At 45.6% G+C, this 17,944-nt stretch carries 17 protein-coding genes; 4 read left to right on the plus strand and 13 right to left on the minus strand.

What is annotated here, in order from left to right:
* On the plus strand, positions 1-294 hold a 294-nt coding region (locus tag ACH10T_RS04585; protein ID WP_394808145.1), incomplete at its 5' end, for a CAAX prenyl protease-related protein.
* A gap of 29 nt (positions 295-323) precedes the next feature.
* On the opposite strand, the gene ACH10T_RS04590 is transcribed toward ACH10T_RS04585, so the two are convergent.
* On the minus strand, positions 324-1,193 hold the full coding sequence (locus ACH10T_RS04590) for a flagellar brake protein (protein ID WP_394808146.1): 870 nt from the start codon (positions 1,191-1,193) through the stop codon (positions 324-326).
* 595 nt (positions 1,194-1,788) lie between these two features.
* Between ACH10T_RS04590 and ACH10T_RS04595 the strand changes: the two genes are divergently transcribed.
* Positions 1,789-3,162: a porin gene (locus ACH10T_RS04595; protein WP_394808147.1), complete on the plus strand. Its 1,374-nt coding sequence runs from the start codon at positions 1,789-1,791 to the stop codon at positions 3,160-3,162.
* A 67-nt stretch (positions 3,163-3,229) separates the two neighbouring features.
* Here ACH10T_RS04595 and rluD read toward each other — a convergent pair whose 3' ends face one another.
* Positions 3,230-4,261, minus strand: coding sequence for a 23S rRNA pseudouridine(1911/1915/1917) synthase RluD (gene rluD / locus ACH10T_RS04600; RefSeq protein ID WP_394808148.1), 1,032 nt, complete (start codon positions 4,259-4,261; stop codon positions 3,230-3,232).
* Here rluD and ACH10T_RS04605 point away from each other — a divergent pair.
* Positions 4,260-5,063, plus strand: a complete 804-nt coding sequence (locus tag ACH10T_RS04605; RefSeq protein WP_394808149.1) for an outer membrane protein assembly factor BamD — start codon at positions 4,260-4,262, stop codon at positions 5,061-5,063. The genes rluD and ACH10T_RS04605 overlap by 2 nt on opposite strands.
* 15 nt (positions 5,064-5,078) lie before the next feature.
* On the opposite strand, the gene ACH10T_RS04610 is transcribed toward ACH10T_RS04605, so the two are convergent.
* Both ACH10T_RS04610 and ACH10T_RS04615 read right to left on the minus strand, forming a co-directional pair.
* The gene (locus ACH10T_RS04610) at positions 5,079-5,528 is read right to left on the minus strand and encodes a universal stress protein (protein WP_394808150.1); all 450 of its coding nucleotides are present in this window, start codon (positions 5,526-5,528) and stop codon (positions 5,079-5,081) included.
* A gap of 122 nt (positions 5,529-5,650) precedes the next feature.
* Positions 5,651-6,520: an alpha/beta hydrolase gene (locus tag ACH10T_RS04615; protein ID WP_394808151.1), complete on the minus strand. Its 870-nt coding sequence runs from the start codon at positions 6,518-6,520 to the stop codon at positions 5,651-5,653.
* Between the two features lie 420 nt (positions 6,521-6,940).
* On the opposite strand from ACH10T_RS04615, the gene ACH10T_RS04620 reads away from it, so the two are divergent.
* Entirely contained in the window at positions 6,941-8,605 is a 1,665-nt protein-coding gene (locus ACH10T_RS04620) for a diguanylate cyclase (protein ID WP_394808152.1), read from the plus strand.
* A 38-nt stretch (positions 8,606-8,643) separates the two neighbouring features.
* On the opposite strand, the gene ACH10T_RS04625 is transcribed toward ACH10T_RS04620, so the two are convergent.
* The 9 genes from ACH10T_RS04625 to ACH10T_RS04665 all read right to left on the minus strand — a co-directional run bounded on the left by ACH10T_RS04625 (position 8,644) and on the right by ACH10T_RS04665 (position 17,865).
* Complete coding sequence (locus ACH10T_RS04625; RefSeq protein ID WP_394808153.1) at positions 8,644-9,663, minus strand: alpha-L-glutamate ligase-like protein; 1,020 nt, start codon at positions 9,661-9,663, stop codon at positions 8,644-8,646.
* Entirely contained in the window at positions 9,626-11,179 is a 1,554-nt protein-coding gene (locus tag ACH10T_RS04630; protein ID WP_394808154.1) for an inactive transglutaminase family protein, read from the minus strand. The genes ACH10T_RS04625 and ACH10T_RS04630 overlap by 38 nt, the downstream gene beginning before the upstream one ends.
* On the minus strand, positions 11,179-11,898 hold the full coding sequence (locus ACH10T_RS04635; RefSeq protein WP_394808155.1) for an ATP-dependent zinc protease: 720 nt from the start codon (positions 11,896-11,898) through the stop codon (positions 11,179-11,181). Before ACH10T_RS04635 ends, ACH10T_RS04630 begins: the two co-directional genes overlap by 1 nt.
* Before the next feature lie 178 nt (positions 11,899-12,076).
* On the minus strand, positions 12,077-12,415 hold the full coding sequence (locus tag ACH10T_RS04640) for a hypothetical protein (protein ID WP_394808156.1): 339 nt from the start codon (positions 12,413-12,415) through the stop codon (positions 12,077-12,079).
* Positions 12,416-12,570: 155 nt separating this feature from the next.
* Positions 12,571-14,313: a dihydrolipoyl dehydrogenase gene (gene lpdA, locus ACH10T_RS04645; RefSeq protein WP_394808157.1), complete on the minus strand. Its 1,743-nt coding sequence runs from the start codon at positions 14,311-14,313 to the stop codon at positions 12,571-12,573.
* Between the two features lie 63 nt (positions 14,314-14,376).
* On the minus strand, positions 14,377-15,642 hold the full coding sequence (locus ACH10T_RS04650) for a glutamate-5-semialdehyde dehydrogenase (protein ID WP_394808158.1): 1,266 nt from the start codon (positions 15,640-15,642) through the stop codon (positions 14,377-14,379).
* A gap of 253 nt (positions 15,643-15,895) precedes the next feature.
* Positions 15,896-17,023: a flavodoxin family protein gene (locus ACH10T_RS04655; RefSeq protein ID WP_394808159.1), complete on the minus strand. Its 1,128-nt coding sequence runs from the start codon at positions 17,021-17,023 to the stop codon at positions 15,896-15,898.
* 355 nt (positions 17,024-17,378) lie between these two features.
* Positions 17,379-17,528: a hypothetical protein gene (locus ACH10T_RS04660; RefSeq protein ID WP_013967014.1), complete on the minus strand. Its 150-nt coding sequence runs from the start codon at positions 17,526-17,528 to the stop codon at positions 17,379-17,381.
* A gap of 13 nt (positions 17,529-17,541) precedes the next feature.
* The gene (locus tag ACH10T_RS04665) at positions 17,542-17,865 is read right to left on the minus strand and encodes a hypothetical protein (RefSeq protein ID WP_394808160.1); all 324 of its coding nucleotides are present in this window, start codon (positions 17,863-17,865) and stop codon (positions 17,542-17,544) included.
* Between the last annotated feature and the right edge of the window lie 79 nt (positions 17,866-17,944).

A 17,944-nucleotide genomic window follows, 5' to 3' on the forward strand; every position in this document is an offset into this window, starting at 1 on the left:
ATAGTCCCAGTGATGGAAGAGCTTTTCTGGCGGTCATTTCTGATGCGCTGGATTGATCATCCAAACTTTCTTACTGTTAATCCGGCGCATGTCGGATTAAAGGCATTCTGCATCACGGCTGTATTTTTTGCGCTGGCACACAGCCTGTGGTTGGCTGGTTTATTTGCCGGTATTGTTTATAACTTGTTATATATACGCAGCGGAACGCTATGGTCACCGATTCTTGCACATTCAGTCACCAACGCGATATTGGGTATATGGATCGTATCGACAGGTAACTGGGGTTTCTGGTAGTAGGGTTTTCTGGTGAGATTTTTTCTCAATTAAACCACCTTCTCGGGATGCTCGACAATTTCTTGATAAATCAGGTGATGTAATGTATGCATCTGTTCAGATTTTATGTCGATAAATTCAAACCCAAAGCAGATTATTTTCTGGCCGTTCTTATTGAGCTCCTTAGCAGATCTAATAGTGCTTTTTATCGTTAAGGGTATTTCTTCGTCAAGGACTGTGATGGCAAAAGACAATGTTATTGTTGTTCCCAGTGATTCCAAAGGGAGATCTGAGCAAATTCCTGCGCCGCATATACTAAGATCTATGATGGACACTGGAATAGATTTTTCAACGACAGATCCTTGAATACTGCATTTAATTCTTCGTGATTTTCGAATGTTTTTACCTTGTATTTCCTTAGGGAAGGACAAGTGTAAATACTTAAACGGTACTTTAATAATCTTGTCGACAAAAACCGTAAAATTGAATACAGAATTTCCGCTAAATAAACTTACCTGAACTTGATCCCCTTCAACGTAAGGCTCTCCTACGAACTGATCGGATGCGGGCATGGTGACGATAAGGGTGCTGTCTTGCACATAACCAATCAGGGTTGTTGCGTAGGAATTTGATTTTATCTCGACAGAGCCTCTTAATTGCGAGGATAGTTTGAGCTGTAGCTTATGCCCCACTTTGAGTAGCATATCATCAAAGCTAAACTTATTATTGTTTGACTCAGTTTGTTCCGGTACGGGATTTTGCATACGGAATATCGATGATCCTTCCAGCTGTTTTAATTCATCCTCTGTGCTGAAGATATAACCACGCTTTTGTATCGACTGATGTTCCTGATCGAACAAATCCCATGGCAATGGCTGACCAATTGTCAGATCGGTAGTTTGTATCGGTATCAAATTCATAATCGATTATTTTTAGAGTGAAAAATGAATATCTAGTTATCGAATCAGTCAGTAGCGCTCATAGGCTGCAAGCCAATATTTGGCAGTTAGCATAGAATTGTCTTTTTAACGGTTTGAGCAATTTAAAACTTTAATCGTGGTAGAAAGTATTCAGGATGAATAAATCGTTAGGAGGTGGGTTAGCTATTGCGTTTCTTAGCTGGTGATGACAATTTCTATTGCAGATAGCTGCTTATACTGCTTATTCATATGAATTAATCAAGCTTCGGCGGTGTGATTGCAAACCCAGAGTGTGCACGCTATACCAAGAAGAATTGTCTTGTGCTTAACCAGTGAGTGTTTCTTGGGCAGACCAGATATGGAGTTATTGGATACACATTTACGCTAATATTCGAGAAAGAACTGAACCTAGTGACGATAAAACTACTATTTGTGTTGTATTTTTTAATGATAAGTCGATGAACTCACTTGTTCACGTTGACCCCTTAAGCGATTCAGTGTTAGAGTTCTTCCCACGTGGTGGCTAGGGTCTTTTGTGGTTTTTAGTTTTTGTATCTTTTTCATTGTCTTATTTAAATTCAGAGAGGGGAGAGTAATGGAATATCAATCGCTATACAAGAAACAAATATTTCACGTTGTGGCTGGGGGGTTGCTGCTGATCGGCATGAGTTCGTCGAGTGTTTATGCACAAGCTGTAACGAGTAACAAAGATAGTGGCGGCAACAGTTTTATGAATTTGCTTAAAAATAGCGGCGTTAAGTTTGGCGGATGGGTGAATGGCGGCGCGACTTTCAATCCAAGTCAGACTGATGGTTTTAACGGCCCGGTTACTTTTGCTGATCAAGCGAATAGAGCCCAACTGAATCAGTTGAACATTTTTATGGAGCGTGCTGTGAAGACGGAAGGCAAAAGATGGGATGTCGGTTTCCGTGCTGATTTCATGTTCGGTACTGATGCTATCTTTACCCAAGCCTATGGCAATCCGGCGTTTGATGTCAATAATGGTAGGGGTTTGTCTGATCGGGGTAACTGGGATCTTGGGATATGCTGTAATTCTCTTCGCACATACGGTATCGCAATTCCACAGGCTTTTGCAGAAGTTTATGTGCCGATTGGCAATGGGCTCAATGTAAAAGCGGGCCATTTTTATACGCCGATTGGCTATGAAACGGTTCCTGCGCCTAATAATTTCTTCTATACCCATGCTTACACGATGCAATACGGTGAGCCTTTTACCCATACCGGTGTATTGAGTAATTATACGGTGAATAGGAATTTCACCGCGATGGCTGGTGCAATCGGTGGTAGTGGAACCGGTGGCTGGGATGGTAATTTTGATAGGCAAATGGGAAATTGGGGCGGGATTGGCGGTGTTACCTGGACCAGTGATGATAAACAAAGCTCACTGAATATTGCAGGTACCGGTAGTACAGCTTCCACACGCAGCAATAATTTCTGGGGTATGTATAGCATCGTGGCGAAACATAAGTTTACAGAAAAGACCCATTTTATCTTGCAACATGACCATGGCTTCGCTGATGGTGTGTTGACAGCTAACGGGGTGACGAATGCTACGTGGTATGGTATTAACTCACATACATATTATGATCTGACACCGGATCTGTCGGTCGGTGTCCGCGCTGAGTGGTTTCGCGATACCGACGGCTTCCGTGTTTTCTCGCCAGGGCGGGTAGCCGCAGCAACGAATCATCTTGGAAACAGCTATGCGCTGGGTGGTGCAAGCTCACTGGCCACTAGTACTCCTGCAGATTATTATGCAGTAACCTTAGGTGCAAATTGGAAGGCAGCTAGAACATTAAAACTTGGCTGGCAGGGGTTAAGAAATTTAAATATTCGCCCCAATATTCGCTATGACAGAGCCGATGCACTTCATGCCGCTGCATATCGACCATTTGGCGGTAATAAGGATCAAATTTTATTCTCACTGGATGCGATGATACCTTTCTAAGTTCTTTACCAGTCTATGAGTTTACTGATGAAGCAAGAAGAAAAAATGCGCCTGCGGGCGCATTTTTTTATTCCGTAATCTCTGATCTGCTGTGTTGCCGCAATAGCTGCAATAAATTATTCAGGTCTTCTGGCGCATCGGCTTTCCATTCGAGGATTTGTTCCGTTTGCGGGTGAGCCAATGCCAGTTTTTGAGCATGTAGGGCTTGCCTGGGAAAGCTAATCAATAACTGTCCGATTACTTGCCCTGTTTTTCCGGGTTTTCCGCCATACACAGGATCACCGGCCAATGAATGTCCAATAGAACTCAAATGCACCCGGATTTGATGTGTGCGTCCAGTTTCAAGGCTACATTGCAGTAACGTGCAGCCTGTAAAGTTTTCGATAACCTGATAGTGCGTGCGTGCTGACTTGCCGTTTGTTGTAACGGCCATTTTCGTGCGATGTATGGGATGACGGCCTACTGGCGCATCGACGCTACCAGCTTGCGTAACCTCTCCCAGAACCAGCGCCAGATAATCGCGTTTTACGGTATGTTGCTGTAATTGGCGCACAAGGTTCGTTTGTGCTTCTAGTGTTTTTGCAACGACCAGTAAACCGCTGGTGTCTTTGTCCAGACGGTGAACTATGCCGGCACGGGGTATGTTTTTCAGTTGTGGCGCGTGATGTAGTAAGGCATTTAACAAAGTGCCCTGCCAGTTTCCATTTCCCGGGTGAGTGACCAAACCGGCCGGTTTGTTGATAATCATGATTGCATCATCTTCGTGAATGATATTCAGATCGATATCTTCAGCTACATACGTTGATTCAGCGGATATATCTTGAGGAGAGACCTTAACATGCTCATTGCCCCATACTTTCTGCTTTATCGTAGTGACCTGACCATCCAGCATGACTCGATTTTCAGTAATCCAAGTTTGCAAGCGGCTGCGTGACCAGTTGGGTAAAAGCTTCGCCAGAGCTTGATCGAGGCGCAGTCCTGCATAATCCGCAGGAATCGTTAAGTCAATGATGCTGTGCGCCGGTTCGTTGCGTACTAGCGGAAGTGGCTTTACGCTATAATCGCCGGATGTATCTTTGTTTTTTATGGAATTCGTCATGTTACGTAGTTTAGCTTTAATTTTGGTGTTATGGTTACCGGCATGCGGTTTGTTGCCGGATCGCACCGCAGACCAACAGGACTGGTCTGCCAATAAATTCTACAGTGAGGCAAAAGATAAATTGAATGATGGCAGTTATGCTGCAGCTATCAAGCTGTATGAATCATTGGAAGCGCGCTATCCTTATGGCCGGATCGCGCAGCAGGCGCAGCTTGAAATTGCCTATGCGCATTATAAAAATGAAGAGCCGGCTTCTGCAATCGCAGCGACGGATCGATTTATTAAATTGCATCCGCATCATGTGAATGTTGATTATGCTTATTATATAAAGGGATTATCAAGTTTTAACGACAATTGGGGAATGATGGGTTTCTTGATGAAAGGCCCGCTCAAACAGGATATGAGCGAGCGTGATTCAAAAGCATCGCGTGAGTCATTTGAAAATTTCAAAGAATTAGCGACGAGATTTCCCGAGAGCAAATATGCAGTCGATGCCAGACAACGTATGGCCTATTTGGTCAACGCGGTTGCGATGAGTGAAATTCATATTGCGCGCTACTATATGAAGCGCAAGGCCTATGTTGCCGCAGCCAACCGGGCGCAAAATGCAGTCAAGGAGTACCCGCGTACACCGGCGACTGAAGAGGCTTTATACATTATGATAAAAGCCTATGAAGCGCTGGAAATGTATGATTTGCGGGATGATGCGGAGCGCGTGATGCGAATCAATTTTCCTGACAGCCGCTTTCTTGCGGAATTGCCAGAGGTAGGTGCTAAGGCTTGGTGGCAGTTTTGGAGATAATCTGATCACCTCAGTTTATTCTTGATGGTCTTTCAGGTGAATAGCCAGTACATCACATTCTGCATGATATAAAACGTCCTTGGCCGTTGAACCCATTAGTATAGCAAGTCCATGTCGCCCATGTGAACCCACAACAATCAGATCAATTTGTTCTTGTGCAGCAAACTGGGTGATTTCCTGTTGCGGCTCACCCCAGATCATCCAGCGGCGTTCTGGTGAAATATCCAGTTGCTTGCTGATTTGTATTAATTTATTCTTTTCTGCTTCCAGTAAATCATACGATGAATCTTCATTCAGTGGAATCACCATGCCATAAGGCGTGTCAGGCATAGGAATATTATCCAGAACATGAATGATATGGAGACGCGCATTAAATTGATTTGCCAATGACTTTGCTCTTTGCGCCACAAAATGGCCATAATCGGAGAAATCGATAGCAAGTAGAATATTCTGGTAGTTATTCATATTGGGGCCTTCTTGTAAAAGCAGAAATATGGTCTCTAAGACAGCTAAACAATACAAGTGACTTTATCACATCTGCGTTCTTGTGGCGGGGCAATGATTCCTGATCGATATGTTGAGCGCTATCAGTTAACATTTTGGTGCAGATATTGCGATAGAAAAGCGCTAATACGTTGTTCATATTCTTGGCCGGCATAAGTATGCATATTGAAATGTCTCGCGCCAGGAATAATCCATAGCTCCTTTGGGGCTTTGGCAGCAGCATAGAGACGTTCGGTTTCTAGTTGCGTTGTGTGTGCATCTTCTGTCCCGGAGATTATCAATAATGGTGCGTTAAGATTATTGATTCGAGTGATAGGACTTAATGCTTCGGTAGATGTATCCAGGTAAAAACTTAGTTGCGACAGCATGAGCGGTAAAAGTACCGATCCATAGTTTCCAAAATGAAGCTTCAAGCGATTATCAACTGCTTCTTCAATGGTAGGATGTAATGATTCCAAGACGACGGCACTCAGCTTCAAATCATGTTTGGCAAGTACGATAGCCGCAGCGCCCAGAGAAACACCGATTGCGCCGATCCGCTCCGTAGGGAAAGTTTTTCGCAGAAAAACGATTGACGCTTTAATATTTTCAGATTCCCTCAAACCAAAAGTAATTTTTTCTCCGGCAGTTTCACCATGCGCTTGTAAATCAATAAACAGAACACTATAGCCCTGATCTCTAAGGAATCGTGCTCGGCTCAGCATTTCGAGACGATTACTGCGCATCGAATGTGCCAGCAATACAATGCCGTTGCCGGGTTGCCCATAAACTAGCCAGCCATGTACCGTGGATTCATTGGGAGCGGGGATTTGCACCGATTCAACTGGAAAATCTACAGAGAGTGCTCCTACTGCCGTGGGTGCCGGTGCGGTCAATAGTGCGCCAATGGCAAAGATGCTAAGCGTGATTGCGATTATGACAGCCAGAATCTGGATAGCTATTTTATGTAACATGACTGCTAATAGATAGTTTAAAAGGTAAAATGATTAAGTAACCGGGTTTTAGGTGTTAGATCGCAGGATTGAGTTCCAACTTCTTTAATTAGAATGAGCGGGTAATTGTACTGATTGTATCCAACTCGTCGATCAGATAAAGCTTCTTGCTGTTTGGACGGGTAGTGACGATCCACGATGATAGAGGAATTTTCTATATCTTATATTACCGGATGTCCTTATGTCAGATAAGGATGGTATAACAACACGCATCACTTTTGGAAAATTTTACAGGCTGATGAGTGTTCCTGTTATATTGATGATTGCCAGGGTGCAATTGAATTGCGTATACCATGAATCTGGATACATCGACTGTTATCGCAAAACCATTTGATCCCATGAAACAACTCACTGAGATCGAACAACATTGGGCACCATATTATGGAAAATAGAGTACACAACGAATTTCAAGAAAAAATGTGCTTGTTGGTTACTTCGTTTGCAGAGGAGTTGCCGGACAGAATTAATGAAATAGAAGCGATATGGAATAGATTGTTGGTTGGATGGGATGAGACTGTTTTACAGGAACTTCATCGTGCCGTTCATAATTTGGTTGGCACTGGCAAGACATTCGGCTTTCCGCAGCTGAGTGTTGAAGCGCATGCACTGGAGCAAATCCTCAAGAACTTAATGCAGAAATCGGCTTCAGCGAATGACCTGCAGTTAAACCAGATTTTGCAGCAGATTCTTGAGCTGAAGAAGATTTCGGCTGAGAATGAATCTAATGTCGCAAACGATGTTACTCAGACGATAGTGGATGAAGATGCATTTTTCTCAAATCCGAATCCATCCAATCTGATATTTGTGGTGGACGATGATGCTGAAGCGGCGCAGGAGCTTGCGTTGCAATTGCGCTATTACGGTTATGAAGTGGAGGTGTTTACTCATTTAGACAAATTCCGGGTGGCCATCAAAGATCAACCCCATGCCATTATTCTCATGGAAACAGAGTTCCCTGAGGATGAAAGGGGGGGTATCTATGTTATGGAAGAGATCCAACAGGAATTGCCACAACCTGCACAAGTCATTTTTATTTCAGTGCATGATAATATGGATTACCGGTTGGGAGCGGTTCGAGCCGGTAGTGTTGCGTATTTCACAAAGCCACTCAATCCTGTTGAATTAATTGGGCAGCTTGATTTGATAACAGCATCACAGGTTCAGGATTCTTTTCGTATATTGATGGTAGATGACAGTCCGACAGTACTTTCCTATCATGCTGCGATACTGGAGCAGGCCGGGATGGTTGTGAAGGCTGTCACAGAATCCATGAGCCTGATGGCAGTATTGGGTGATTTTAATCCGGATCTGATCCTGATGGATCTGTATATGCCGGGCTGTAATGGTATTGAATTGGCGAAAGTTATCCGGCAGCTGGATGGTTTCGTGAGTACTCCTATTGTTTATCTTTCCTCTGAAAATGATTTCAACACGCAATTTGAAGCGCTGAGTCTGAGCGGTGACGATTTCCTGGTTAGACCCATTGATCCCAGGCATCTGGTCTCAGCGGTCACATCGCGTGTGATGCGTGCGCGTTCTTTACGTTCTCTGATGGTGCATGACGGTTTGACAAGTTTACTCAATCATACGGCGCTCAAGGAAGAATTGGTGCGTGAGGCGGTGCGCTCCATCCGACTGGATACGCCGATGTCATTTGCTTTGGTGGATATCGATTCTTTTACAAAAATTAATAATAAGTATGGGCATGCTGCGGGTGATCGTGTGATTAAGAGCCTATCTAGACTGTTAAAGCAGCGTTTGCGTGGAACAGATATTATTGGGCGATATGGTGGCGAAGAATTCGCTGTCATTATGAATGATACCGATGCTGCGTCGGCTTCAAAAGTGATTGATGAGATTCGCAATGTTTTTTCGCGCCTATTACATCTGAGTCAGGATGAAGAATTCTCAGTCAGTTTTAGTTGTGGCATAGCGGATCTTGCTCATTTTCCGGATGCTGCCAGCCTGAGCGAGGCTGCAGATAAAGCGCTATTTCAAGCTAAACAGAGAGGGCGCAATAAAGTTGTTGTTAATACAGATGACTAAATGCGCTTATCCAGTTTATTGAAGTTCGTTTGAATCGTTTACAATTCTTGGTCATCGCTTCGAGCTCGCAGCAGACGAGATGGATACATTCCTGCATTTGTTGCGAATTGTTGCTTGCTGTAAGCAACTCGTGATTGCGGATCAGGATCAATTGTCTTGAGTGCTTCAATAATGGCAACACGTGGTGCCAGGCCAGCAGCGTTGGCCACTTGGATGGAAAGCCCGGGGCGTGCGTTGAGCTCAATAATCATGGGGCCCTGATCTCTGTCTAGCACAATATCTACACCCAGGTATCCCAAGCCAGTCATTTCATAACAAGCGGCAGCCAATTGTAAGAGTTTGTCCCAATGCGGGATGACTAATTCTGAAAAAGTCTTACGTGTATCCGGGTGGTGTAAGACCGGTTTACCATACTGCACAGCATGTAACGCATGACCAGTGCCCATGTCGATTCCAACGCCCACTGCACCCTGATGTAGATTGGCTTTGCCATCGGAGGCATGGGTTGTGAGCCGTAGCATGGCCATAATGGGATAACCGCAGAGTACAATGATGCGCAGATCAGGAATGCCTTCATAACTATAGTCAGAAAAAACCGGATCCAGTTGTATTAATGATTCGATCATGACGTTATCGGGCTTGCCGCCCAAGCTATGGAGGCCGCTCAGAATATTCGATACATGCCGTTCGATATCCGCCAGTTGTATCGAATCTCCGCTGGGTTTGAAGTAGAGATTATGGTCATGCTCGGTAATCACCAGGATACCTTTTCCACCACTGCCTTTGACCGGTTTTATGACGAACTGGGCATGCGGCTGGAGTATTTCTTTCAGCAGTTTGACATCATGCTGGTATTCCACGGTGCCAAGTAATTTGGGTACTGTGATACCAGCTTTTTGTGCCAGCAGTTTGGTTTTTAGTTTATCGTCAACAAGCGGGTATAAATGGCGCGGGTTGTAGCGGGAAATCAAACCAAAATTTCTCTGATTCATTCCGATGATGCCAAAACTCCTGAGTTTCTTAGCGCTTGCCAGTAACATCGCGTCTTTCCAGAGCATGAAAACGATATAGCTCGGATAACCGGTAGCCGGTATATTGTCCAAGAATCAGGATGAGCGCCAGATTGACCAGCATCAGTTCGGGAAAGTTAAAGGTTAGATATTCAATCGTCCGGTTCGTCATAAACAAATAAGCAATCACCGCTGTTAACAGGCTACCGCCACCTTGGATAAAGACTTCTCTAGGGCCGTCTTCTTCCCACAGAACTGACATGCGTTCAATGGTCCATGACAAGATGATCATCGGGAAGAAAGTTACCGTCATGGACTGATCAATTCCAAGTTTATTACTGATGATACTGATACTCGCCATAATTGCGATCACCACAATGATCACCGCTGAGATACGTGCTACAAAGAGCAAGTTTAAGCGTGATAAGTAAGATCGGATCAGTAGCCCTGTGCCAACGACAGTCAGAAAGATGATGATGCCGGTTAGCAAGGTGGTTTGAATCAACGCCAATGCGATCAGAATCGGCATAAATGTGCCGGAAGTCCGTATGCCGATCAACAGGCGCATAATGACAACAATCAATGCGCCGATCGGTAATAATAAGATCATTTTGAATGCATTCTGTTGTTCAATCGGTAAGCTGTAAATAGAGAAATCGATGATCCCAGCTTGCTTACTGATGCTGTCACGCACGGCGAGATTTCTGGTTGATTGGATACTTTTTATGATAGAGAAGGAAATTTTTGAGTTTTTCCCCCCGATGACATCCAGTAGAGACTGATCGCCACGTTGCCAGACCAGGAAGTTCTTGGGTTTCCCGTTCTCTCCGGTATTCTGATTAAACAAAAGCCATCGGCCGCCTATATAAACTTCCACAAAATTGGTTAGCGACAATCTTTTTCGGCCCTCATTCAGATAGAGTCCACGAACAATATGCGCACTAATACCTTCTGATGCCAGTAAATGAATGATTAAGTGGGTTTTATAATCTTCGCTGGATTGGTCATTGAGGAGTAAGCGTTGATTCTGATCAGGGGTATTGGAGTTTAAAGTTCTGATCAGCTCACGGGTAAAGATTTCAGTATTAGCCGATTTGCTGCGAACTTGATCTAATAATGTGATGGCTGCGGTCTTAAGTACCCCATCAAACTCAGGTTTTTCTGGTTCTGCGGGAAGATCTGCTGCTGCAATGGGTGGCTGAATGAACTGATCCGTTTCATACATGCTCAGGCGGTAATAAGCTGTTTGAGGCCCTGATGCGGTTCTTTTGCTCCATTGCGCGCGACGTCCTGCTGGAGAAGCTAATTCACTAAATCCATAACCGGTCGAAGCAAAATCTTCTTCCATAAAGACAACATTGGGCGTTTGCGGGGGGAGTGCGAACGAGACGATAACGGGATCACCGCGTGCAATGAAATCGATTTTGGCTTCAATTGTCCAGACTGATTTCTTGTCATCAGGCGATAATGGGAATCCCAAAGCAAAGTGCTTATATGAAATCAGACCTATGCCAAGCCCCATAATCAGAAAAACTAAAATATAGAGCCTCAATTTGGAGGACATTACCTGAGACCACCTTGTTTTACTTTATCATTCCTGGCAGTCGTATATTTCTTGCTGACGTCCACGATTGCGAGATCACGTAATAAATTGCGTCCTATCAGAACCTGATTTTTGAGTTTGCTGCGATCCACCAACGTAAAATTTATTTGTTCATCAATGTCGGCGATTACAACACGCATTCTAACCACCGGGCGATTTTGTGATTCTTTATTGTTTAGTTCCTTAACCCGTGCATAACGACGCAAGCGCCTGGTTATTTCAGTTTTTTCTCCGGTTTTTGGATTGATGACATTAAATCGCACGTGCGGCTTGCCATCCCGTTCGAATTCAACGATATCAATCGCATTCAGAGAGGATGTCTGAGCACCGGTGTCAATCCGCGCGTTAAATTCCATACCGGGAGGATCCATGTAAACTTTTTCAATACGGCCTAGTAATGTTCTGGAATCGGGGGCAAGGTGAATTTTCTCAATACCACCGGACACTGTTCGGGTATATCTCACCGTTGTTTTGTCTTTTTGAGTATTTACAGCTGGATTGAGATCGCTCATCGAGTCGCATAAACATTCAGTGGTTCTGGAAGGAGAAGCATTTTCTTCTTGGTTGGTCGTCTGATTATTTTCTAATGCTTTTTTCTGTTCCACCAACGCTGCAAATAATGTTACGAGTTCCGATTCTCTAGCGTTGATCGCTGCCTCGCGCTCTGAGAGACCGCTCATTTTTGGATTACAAGCTGATAGCAAGAAGAGCGCGAGAACAAGGGTTAAGCAGTTGCGGAAAATTTTTACGATAGGAAATTCCATAAGTATTCTTTTTTATGCATGGAAGCATTGATAGGGTTTGAAATACTGTCAACTGTAGCTAACCTATTTATCTTGTGTGAGTTATTTCTCTAGGTTATTTCAATTCAATAGACAGTGTTTGGTTTTTGTAGGTGCAAGCATACCGGTGAATTTCCAAGCAATGTGAAGTAATCGTGATTTGATAAGTGCCCGGCACTTCATTTTTGCTATCAAACTTAAAATCAAAATGACCCTCCGCATTACTTGGATAGGATTGATCAACCGCCATTGTGCCATCGGGGCGGATCAGCTTGAAATTAAGCAAAACATCTGGGGCCGGCTGCGCATTATAGTCTACTCGTCCATGCAGAATAACCATGTCTCCGATTTTATATTGTGTTTTGGGATCGATTAGAACAGGTTCAGAGATATGTGTTGCAAATGAATTTTGCATCACACCACATAAAATGAATAACAATACGAAAGAAATGCTGTGAGTTTTTTTTGTATCCATCATAGAATTTGTAAAAGTTGATTGCAATTGCTTTGTTTGCAGGAATCAGAAACCGGCTGAGTATTTTGCTGAATTTTCGGAGATACCCATGTCGTCTATTTCTTTGGTATATAAAGATCTGTGATAGTTCCTTCAGCCATTTCGGCGGCGAACAGTATGGTTTCCGAAAGCGTGGGATGCGGATGAATGGTCAGACTGATATCTTGCATATCCGCACCCATCTCCAGCGCTAAAACCGTTTCTGCAATCAACTCACCGGCATTGATTCCTACCATGCCAGCACCTAGTATACGGCGGGTATTTTTATCCAGCAGCAGTTGCGTCAATCCTTCTTCGCGTGCCATGGATATAGCACGGCCACTCGCAGCCCAAGGGAAGCTGGTCTTTTCATAGTCAATACCTTGCTTAACGGCTTCTTTCTCGGTCAGGCCCATCCAGGCAATTTCAGGATCGGTGTAAGCGACGGAAGGAATGGTACGGGCATCAAAGATGGCTTTATGCCCGGCAATAATCTCTGCAGCTAATTTACCTTCATAAGTGGCTTTATGCGCCAGCATCGGTTCACCCACGATATCGCCAATCGCAAAAATATGCGGCAGGTTGGTACGCATTTGCTGATCGACCGGAATAAAACCGCGTTCGTTGACTTGGATGCCGATTTCCTCGGCACCAACAGCGCGGCCATTCGGGCGGCGTCCGATGGCCATTAAAATACGATCGTAGGTTTGCGGTTCCGGTGCACTCTCTCCTTCAAAGGTCACGGTCAGTCCGGATTCATCGGCATTAATCTGAGTCACCTTGGTTTTTAGATAAATCGCTTCGTAGCGTTTCTTGATACGGCGGTGCAATGGTTTCACGAGATCGAGATCAGCACCCGGAATCAACTGATCCATCCATTCCACTACACTGATTTTGCTTCCCAGCGCGGAATAGACCGTGGCCATTTCCAGGCCAATAATGCCGCCACCGATAATCAGCATGTGCTTCGGCACATCGTTTAGTTGCAGCGCTCCGGTGGAATCAATCAGGCGCGGATCATCGTAAGGAAAACCGGGAATACGCGCGACGCTGGAACCGGCCGCGATGATGCAGTGCTCGAAAGAAATCGTTTTTTGTCCATCAGTAGTTTCGACCTGAATCAGATTTGGCGTGGCAAATTTTCCGCTGCCATGGATGACTTCTACCTTGCGTTGTTTCGCCAGTGCTTTCAGGCCTCTGGTCAGTTTGCCGATCACCGATTTTTTCCAGGTGCGCAGCTTATCAATATCGATTTGGGGTTTGCCAAAAACAATACCTTGCGCTTCAACATCTTCTGCTTCCGTGATTACTTTTGCTGCATGAAGTAAAGCCTTGGAAGGGATGCAGCCAACATTCAGGCACACGCCACCGAGTGTGGCGTAGCGCTCGATTAAAACCACTTTTTTGCCCAGATCAGCAGCGCGAAAAGCGGCAGTATATCCTCCGGGACCGGCGCCAAGCACTACCATGTCGGCGTGAATGTCTCCCGGTGGAATGGATTGCGGTGATATGGGCGCAGCAACTGCTTTCTCGCTGGTTCCGGTTGTGGCTTCTGAGCGCGTTGCGGCTGCGGGTTGCTCAGTCAATGCCAAAGTCATAATAACCGAACCTTCTGACACTTTGTCGCCCACTTTGATTTTGATTTCTTGCACCACACCGGCGTATGGGGAAGGTACTTCCATTGAAGCTTTGTCCGTTTCCAGTGTGATCAGCGAAGTTTCCTTCTCAATCGTATCGCCGAGGGAGACGAATAGCTCAATGACTGTAGCATCCTTGAAATCACCGATATCTGGAATCTTTATTTCGAGAACTTGTGTCATAACAACCTTTGAGGTGGACTGAGTGCCGGGCACTCGTTCTGTATAAATATGTTTAAAAGCAGGTTACTGTCTTAACTGGCCATCGCCTAGCACGATAAATTTTTGACTGGTCAATCCTTCCAGGCCGACCGGACCGCGTGCATGGATTTTGTCGGTCGAAATGCCGATTTCAGCCCCCAGGCCATATTCAAATCCATCGGCAAAACGCGTCGTGGTATTGATCATCACCGAGCTGGAATCTACTTCACGCAGAAAACGCCGCGCACGCGTATAGTTTTCCGTGACAATTGCATCGGTATGCTGAGAGCCGTATTTCGTGATGTGATCAATCGCCTGATCCAGTCCATCGACAATGCGGATACTCAAAATCGGTGCCAGATATTCTTCGTACCAGTCCTGCTCAGTGGCGGAATTCATTTGCGGAATGATGCCGCGTGCTGCCGCATCGCCGCGTAATTCGACACCTTTGTCAAAATATATCTTGCTCAAGGCAGGTAGTATTTTCTGTGCAATGCCTTCATGGATCAGCAATGTTTCCATCGTGTTGCAGGTGCCATAACGTTGCGTCTTGGCATTGTCGGCAATGGTGATGGCTTTATCAAAATCAGCTTGATCGTCAATGTACACATGGCACACGCCATCCAGATGCTTGATTACCGGGATGCGCGCTTCATTGGCAATCCGTTCGATCAATCCCTTGCCGCCGCGCGGCACAATCACATCGACAAAATCTTTCATCGTAATCAATTCGCCCACCGCCGCGCGATCGGTGGTCTCAATTACTTGCACAGCCGTTTCCGGTAAACCGGCCAGCCGCAATCCTTCTTTGACACACACGGCAATCGCCTGATTGCTATGAATCGCCTCCGATCCGCCGCGCAAAATCACTGCATTCCCCGCTTTCAGGCATAATCCCGCGGCATCAGCTGTCACATTCGGGCGTGCTTCATAAATAATGCCGACCACACCCAAAGGCACGCGCATTTTCCCAACCTGTATACCGGAAGGCCGATAACTCAATCCACTGATCTCGCCCACCGGATCAGCCAGTGCCGCAATCTGCAACAAGCCTTCCGCCATCGTCGCCACGCCTTTGGCCGACAATGTCAAGCGATCAATCATCGAAGCTTCCAGACCTTTAGCGCGTGCGTTGTCGAGATCGTTGGCATTGGCCGCTAATAATAATTGTTCATCCCGCCGGATGGAATTTGCCATCGCAATCAGCGCATGATTCTTCGCCGCCGTGTCCGCTTTTGCGACCAAGCGAGAAGCCATGCGTGCTTCCCGGCCGACGGATTGCATGTAACTTTTGATGTCAGTGGTATTCATGGATTTAGTTTTAATAGGGGAACGATATGAATCAATGAGCAGTTCGGAATTATAGTACAAGATGATAGTTATATTGTTGGCGCCGGGTTTAAATTGATTAGGCGTTATCGCGACATAGCGTACTACACCGCTGTGGATAAGTCGATCAGACTGAAATGATTGTTCCTCCATCTGTTCAGTTATAGATGAGTGGCAACAGCGAAGCACCCTCCAGTGTTAGGAATGTGCTGAAGGACGGAATGAGAGAATAGATCTACTTTGGTCGCGGGCGTGGCAGCTTCGCCTGCACCGCATGGAGCCGTCCGGCGCGTAACTCGACGACGGCTTTTGCTACGGCGAGCGCGACATTGCGTGTTTCTGCCTGTACTGCACTATCTTTGTCCAGAACATCGTGACTGGTCGCATAGGGTTCGAAGTATCCGATGTAGCGATCCAGGCGTGCCTGAGCTCCGGCGTCGATAAAACCCATCCAGTCGAGCCAGTCGGACAAAGAACGGCGCGAACCTTCAATACCGGCCACATCGCCGTGTACAATCACGCCGTAGGCACGTCCGGCCAGGTGCTGCGGGTAGTCCCATCCGGCCATCTCGAGCTCTTTCGCTTTGCTCGCATTCTTGCCCGATGTCGATGTAGGGTCAGGGTTGCCACCATCGGCGCAGACCATGCGGTCTATCATCAATTTCAGAGGGCTTGGACTCTGGTACCAATACACCGGGGTTACGATGATCACGGCATGGGCAGCCGTCCAGCGCTCATAGATTTCGGCCATCCAATCATTGTTTTGATTGAGAGAGTGATTGGGGTAACAACTACACGGCCAGTGACACAAAGGCATTGCCGTCGATACACATCCCTTGCATGGGTGGATGTTGCGACCATATTCCGAGGTAATCAGACTTAGGTCGAGTACATCAACCTGGATATCAGCCTGCTCTAACGTTTCGCGAACAATCTTCAACAGCCGGAAGGATTTGGACATCTCGCCTGGACAGGTTCCATCATTGCGTGCCGAGCCACAGATCAGCAATACCCGAGATGGCGTTGAAGGTTCACTCCAGCGCTGTTGTGCTTCTTCTATACGCTGCTTTGTGGACAGCCATTCGATTGATAACTCGTAATCCGGATCAACATATCCCGGACCTGCTTTCTGTGTAAAGGGCGCCTTGCGGCCATCGGTGTAAGCTTGCCAAGCGACCTCTTCAAGCCGTGCGATGGATTCGTCTTCGCTTCGGAACGCGGGGTCAATGAATGTGGCACGGAACCGAACGCTAAATTCAGCGCGATCAAGTCGACCTGACGTCTGGCCCTTGCGGATCTCGATCGCCGTTGATTTCACTGCTGAGTTGGCCGGATCGTTGTTGTTGCCGTGATGGTTTTCCATAAGTTACTCCTTTATGCATGAGAAGCGATGACAGATAGGCGACAATGGGTATTGCCAACAAGATTTATCGAATGCAGAGTAATGGTCTGGTGAGTTTGCCGTCTGTGCGCTAACTAACTCAGCGCGAGTTTATGGTAGTTACCGCACAGCATGTGGCTTCCTAATCCTGTTAATCGGTGTGCGGAAGTTACCAGAAAATATTGCCGGGATTTATCTGTGATGAAAACTGAAGAGTTCCAAATATTGGCGGCAGAACTTGAAAGACTGACGCCGCACCAGAGAAGGCTATTTGCAGTCTGATTGTTCCCGAGAAGGATATCCAGTCACGATAAAATCTTAAACTTTGAGAGACAATCTATTTTCCTATTTTTATATCTTTAATAGTTATCGTTTCCAGAGCATCGAATTTTTTCGGATCCATCATTTCTTCCAATAATTTCTTTATGTCTGCAATACTGGTTTTATATAAATTGATGTCTAATTCAACCGTCACTTCAACTTTCATAAGTTGTGCGCTTTTATTTGCATTTGATAAATAGATTACGGGTGACTATTGAACCCGAAGATGTCAAATATCCGACTGATGCTGATTGTGTGTTTGCGCCAAACTCACGGATTGCTTGAGAGAAAGGAACAGCATCACCTTGCTGATTCAGTAGGTGATACCCTCGTGTATCACAGATTTCCCCCGCTTTCTCAAGACAGTTGCTATAGTTCATTCCAGAGCCACTGCAGTTGATGTTATGCCCTTTGGTTCCGTCAGCCAGAAACACTTCTCTGGATGAAGCACAACCTTGAAGCGTTATGACAAAGATGATAAGAATAAAAAGTGATCGGGACATATTGGTTCCTTATAATATTTGGCCACAATACTGCTATGTGGAGGTAAGGCATTTCTCAATTCGATTTTATACTACATTA

The sequence above is a fragment of the Nitrosomonas sp. genome, from assembly GCF_043753625.1.
Taxonomy (GTDB): Bacteria; Pseudomonadota; Gammaproteobacteria; order Burkholderiales; family Nitrosomonadaceae; genus Nitrosomonas.

Excerpts from the sequence above, each read along its gene's own strand:
- ACH10T_RS04590 (WP_394808146.1), bottom strand. The coding sequence starts at position 1,193 with ATGAATTTGATACCGATACAAACTACCGATCTGACAATTGGTCAGCCA.
- ACH10T_RS04595 (WP_394808147.1), top strand. The coding sequence starts at position 1,789 with ATGGAATATCAATCGCTATACAAGAAACAAATATTTCACGTTGTGGCT.
- ACH10T_RS04605 (WP_394808149.1), top strand. The coding sequence starts at position 4,260 with ATGTTACGTAGTTTAGCTTTAATTTTGGTGTTATGGTTACCGGCATGC.
- rluD (WP_394808148.1), bottom strand. The coding sequence starts at position 4,261 with ATGACGAATTCCATAAAAAACAAAGATACATCCGGCGATTATAGCGTA.
- ACH10T_RS04610 (WP_394808150.1), bottom strand. The coding sequence starts at position 5,528 with ATGAATAACTACCAGAATATTCTACTTGCTATCGATTTCTCCGATTAT.
- ACH10T_RS04615 (WP_394808151.1), bottom strand. The coding sequence starts at position 6,520 with ATGTTACATAAAATAGCTATCCAGATTCTGGCTGTCATAATCGCAATC.
- ACH10T_RS04620 (WP_394808152.1), top strand. The coding sequence starts at position 6,941 with ATGGAAAATAGAGTACACAACGAATTTCAAGAAAAAATGTGCTTGTTG.
- ACH10T_RS04625 (WP_394808153.1), bottom strand. The coding sequence starts at position 9,663 with ATGCTCTGGAAAGACGCGATGTTACTGGCAAGCGCTAAGAAACTCAGG.
- ACH10T_RS04630 (WP_394808154.1), bottom strand. The coding sequence starts at position 11,179 with ATGTCCTCCAAATTGAGGCTCTATATTTTAGTTTTTCTGATTATGGGG.
- ACH10T_RS04635 (WP_394808155.1), bottom strand. The coding sequence starts at position 11,898 with ATGAGCGGTCTCTCAGAGCGCGAGGCAGCGATCAACGCTAGAGAATCG.
- ACH10T_RS04640 (WP_394808156.1), bottom strand. The coding sequence starts at position 12,415 with ATGCAAAATTCATTTGCAACACATATCTCTGAACCTGTTCTAATCGAT.
- lpdA (WP_394808157.1), bottom strand. The coding sequence starts at position 14,313 with ATGACACAAGTTCTCGAAATAAAGATTCCAGATATCGGTGATTTCAAG.
- ACH10T_RS04650 (WP_394808158.1), bottom strand. The coding sequence starts at position 15,642 with ATGAATACCACTGACATCAAAAGTTACATGCAATCCGTCGGCCGGGAA.
- ACH10T_RS04655 (WP_394808159.1), bottom strand. The coding sequence starts at position 17,023 with ATGGAAAACCATCACGGCAACAACAACGATCCGGCCAACTCAGCAGTG.
- ACH10T_RS04660 (WP_013967014.1), bottom strand. The coding sequence starts at position 17,528 with ATGAAAGTTGAAGTGACGGTTGAATTAGACATCAATTTATATAAAACC.
- ACH10T_RS04665 (WP_394808160.1), bottom strand. The coding sequence starts at position 17,865 with ATGTCCCGATCACTTTTTATTCTTATCATCTTTGTCATAACGCTTCAA.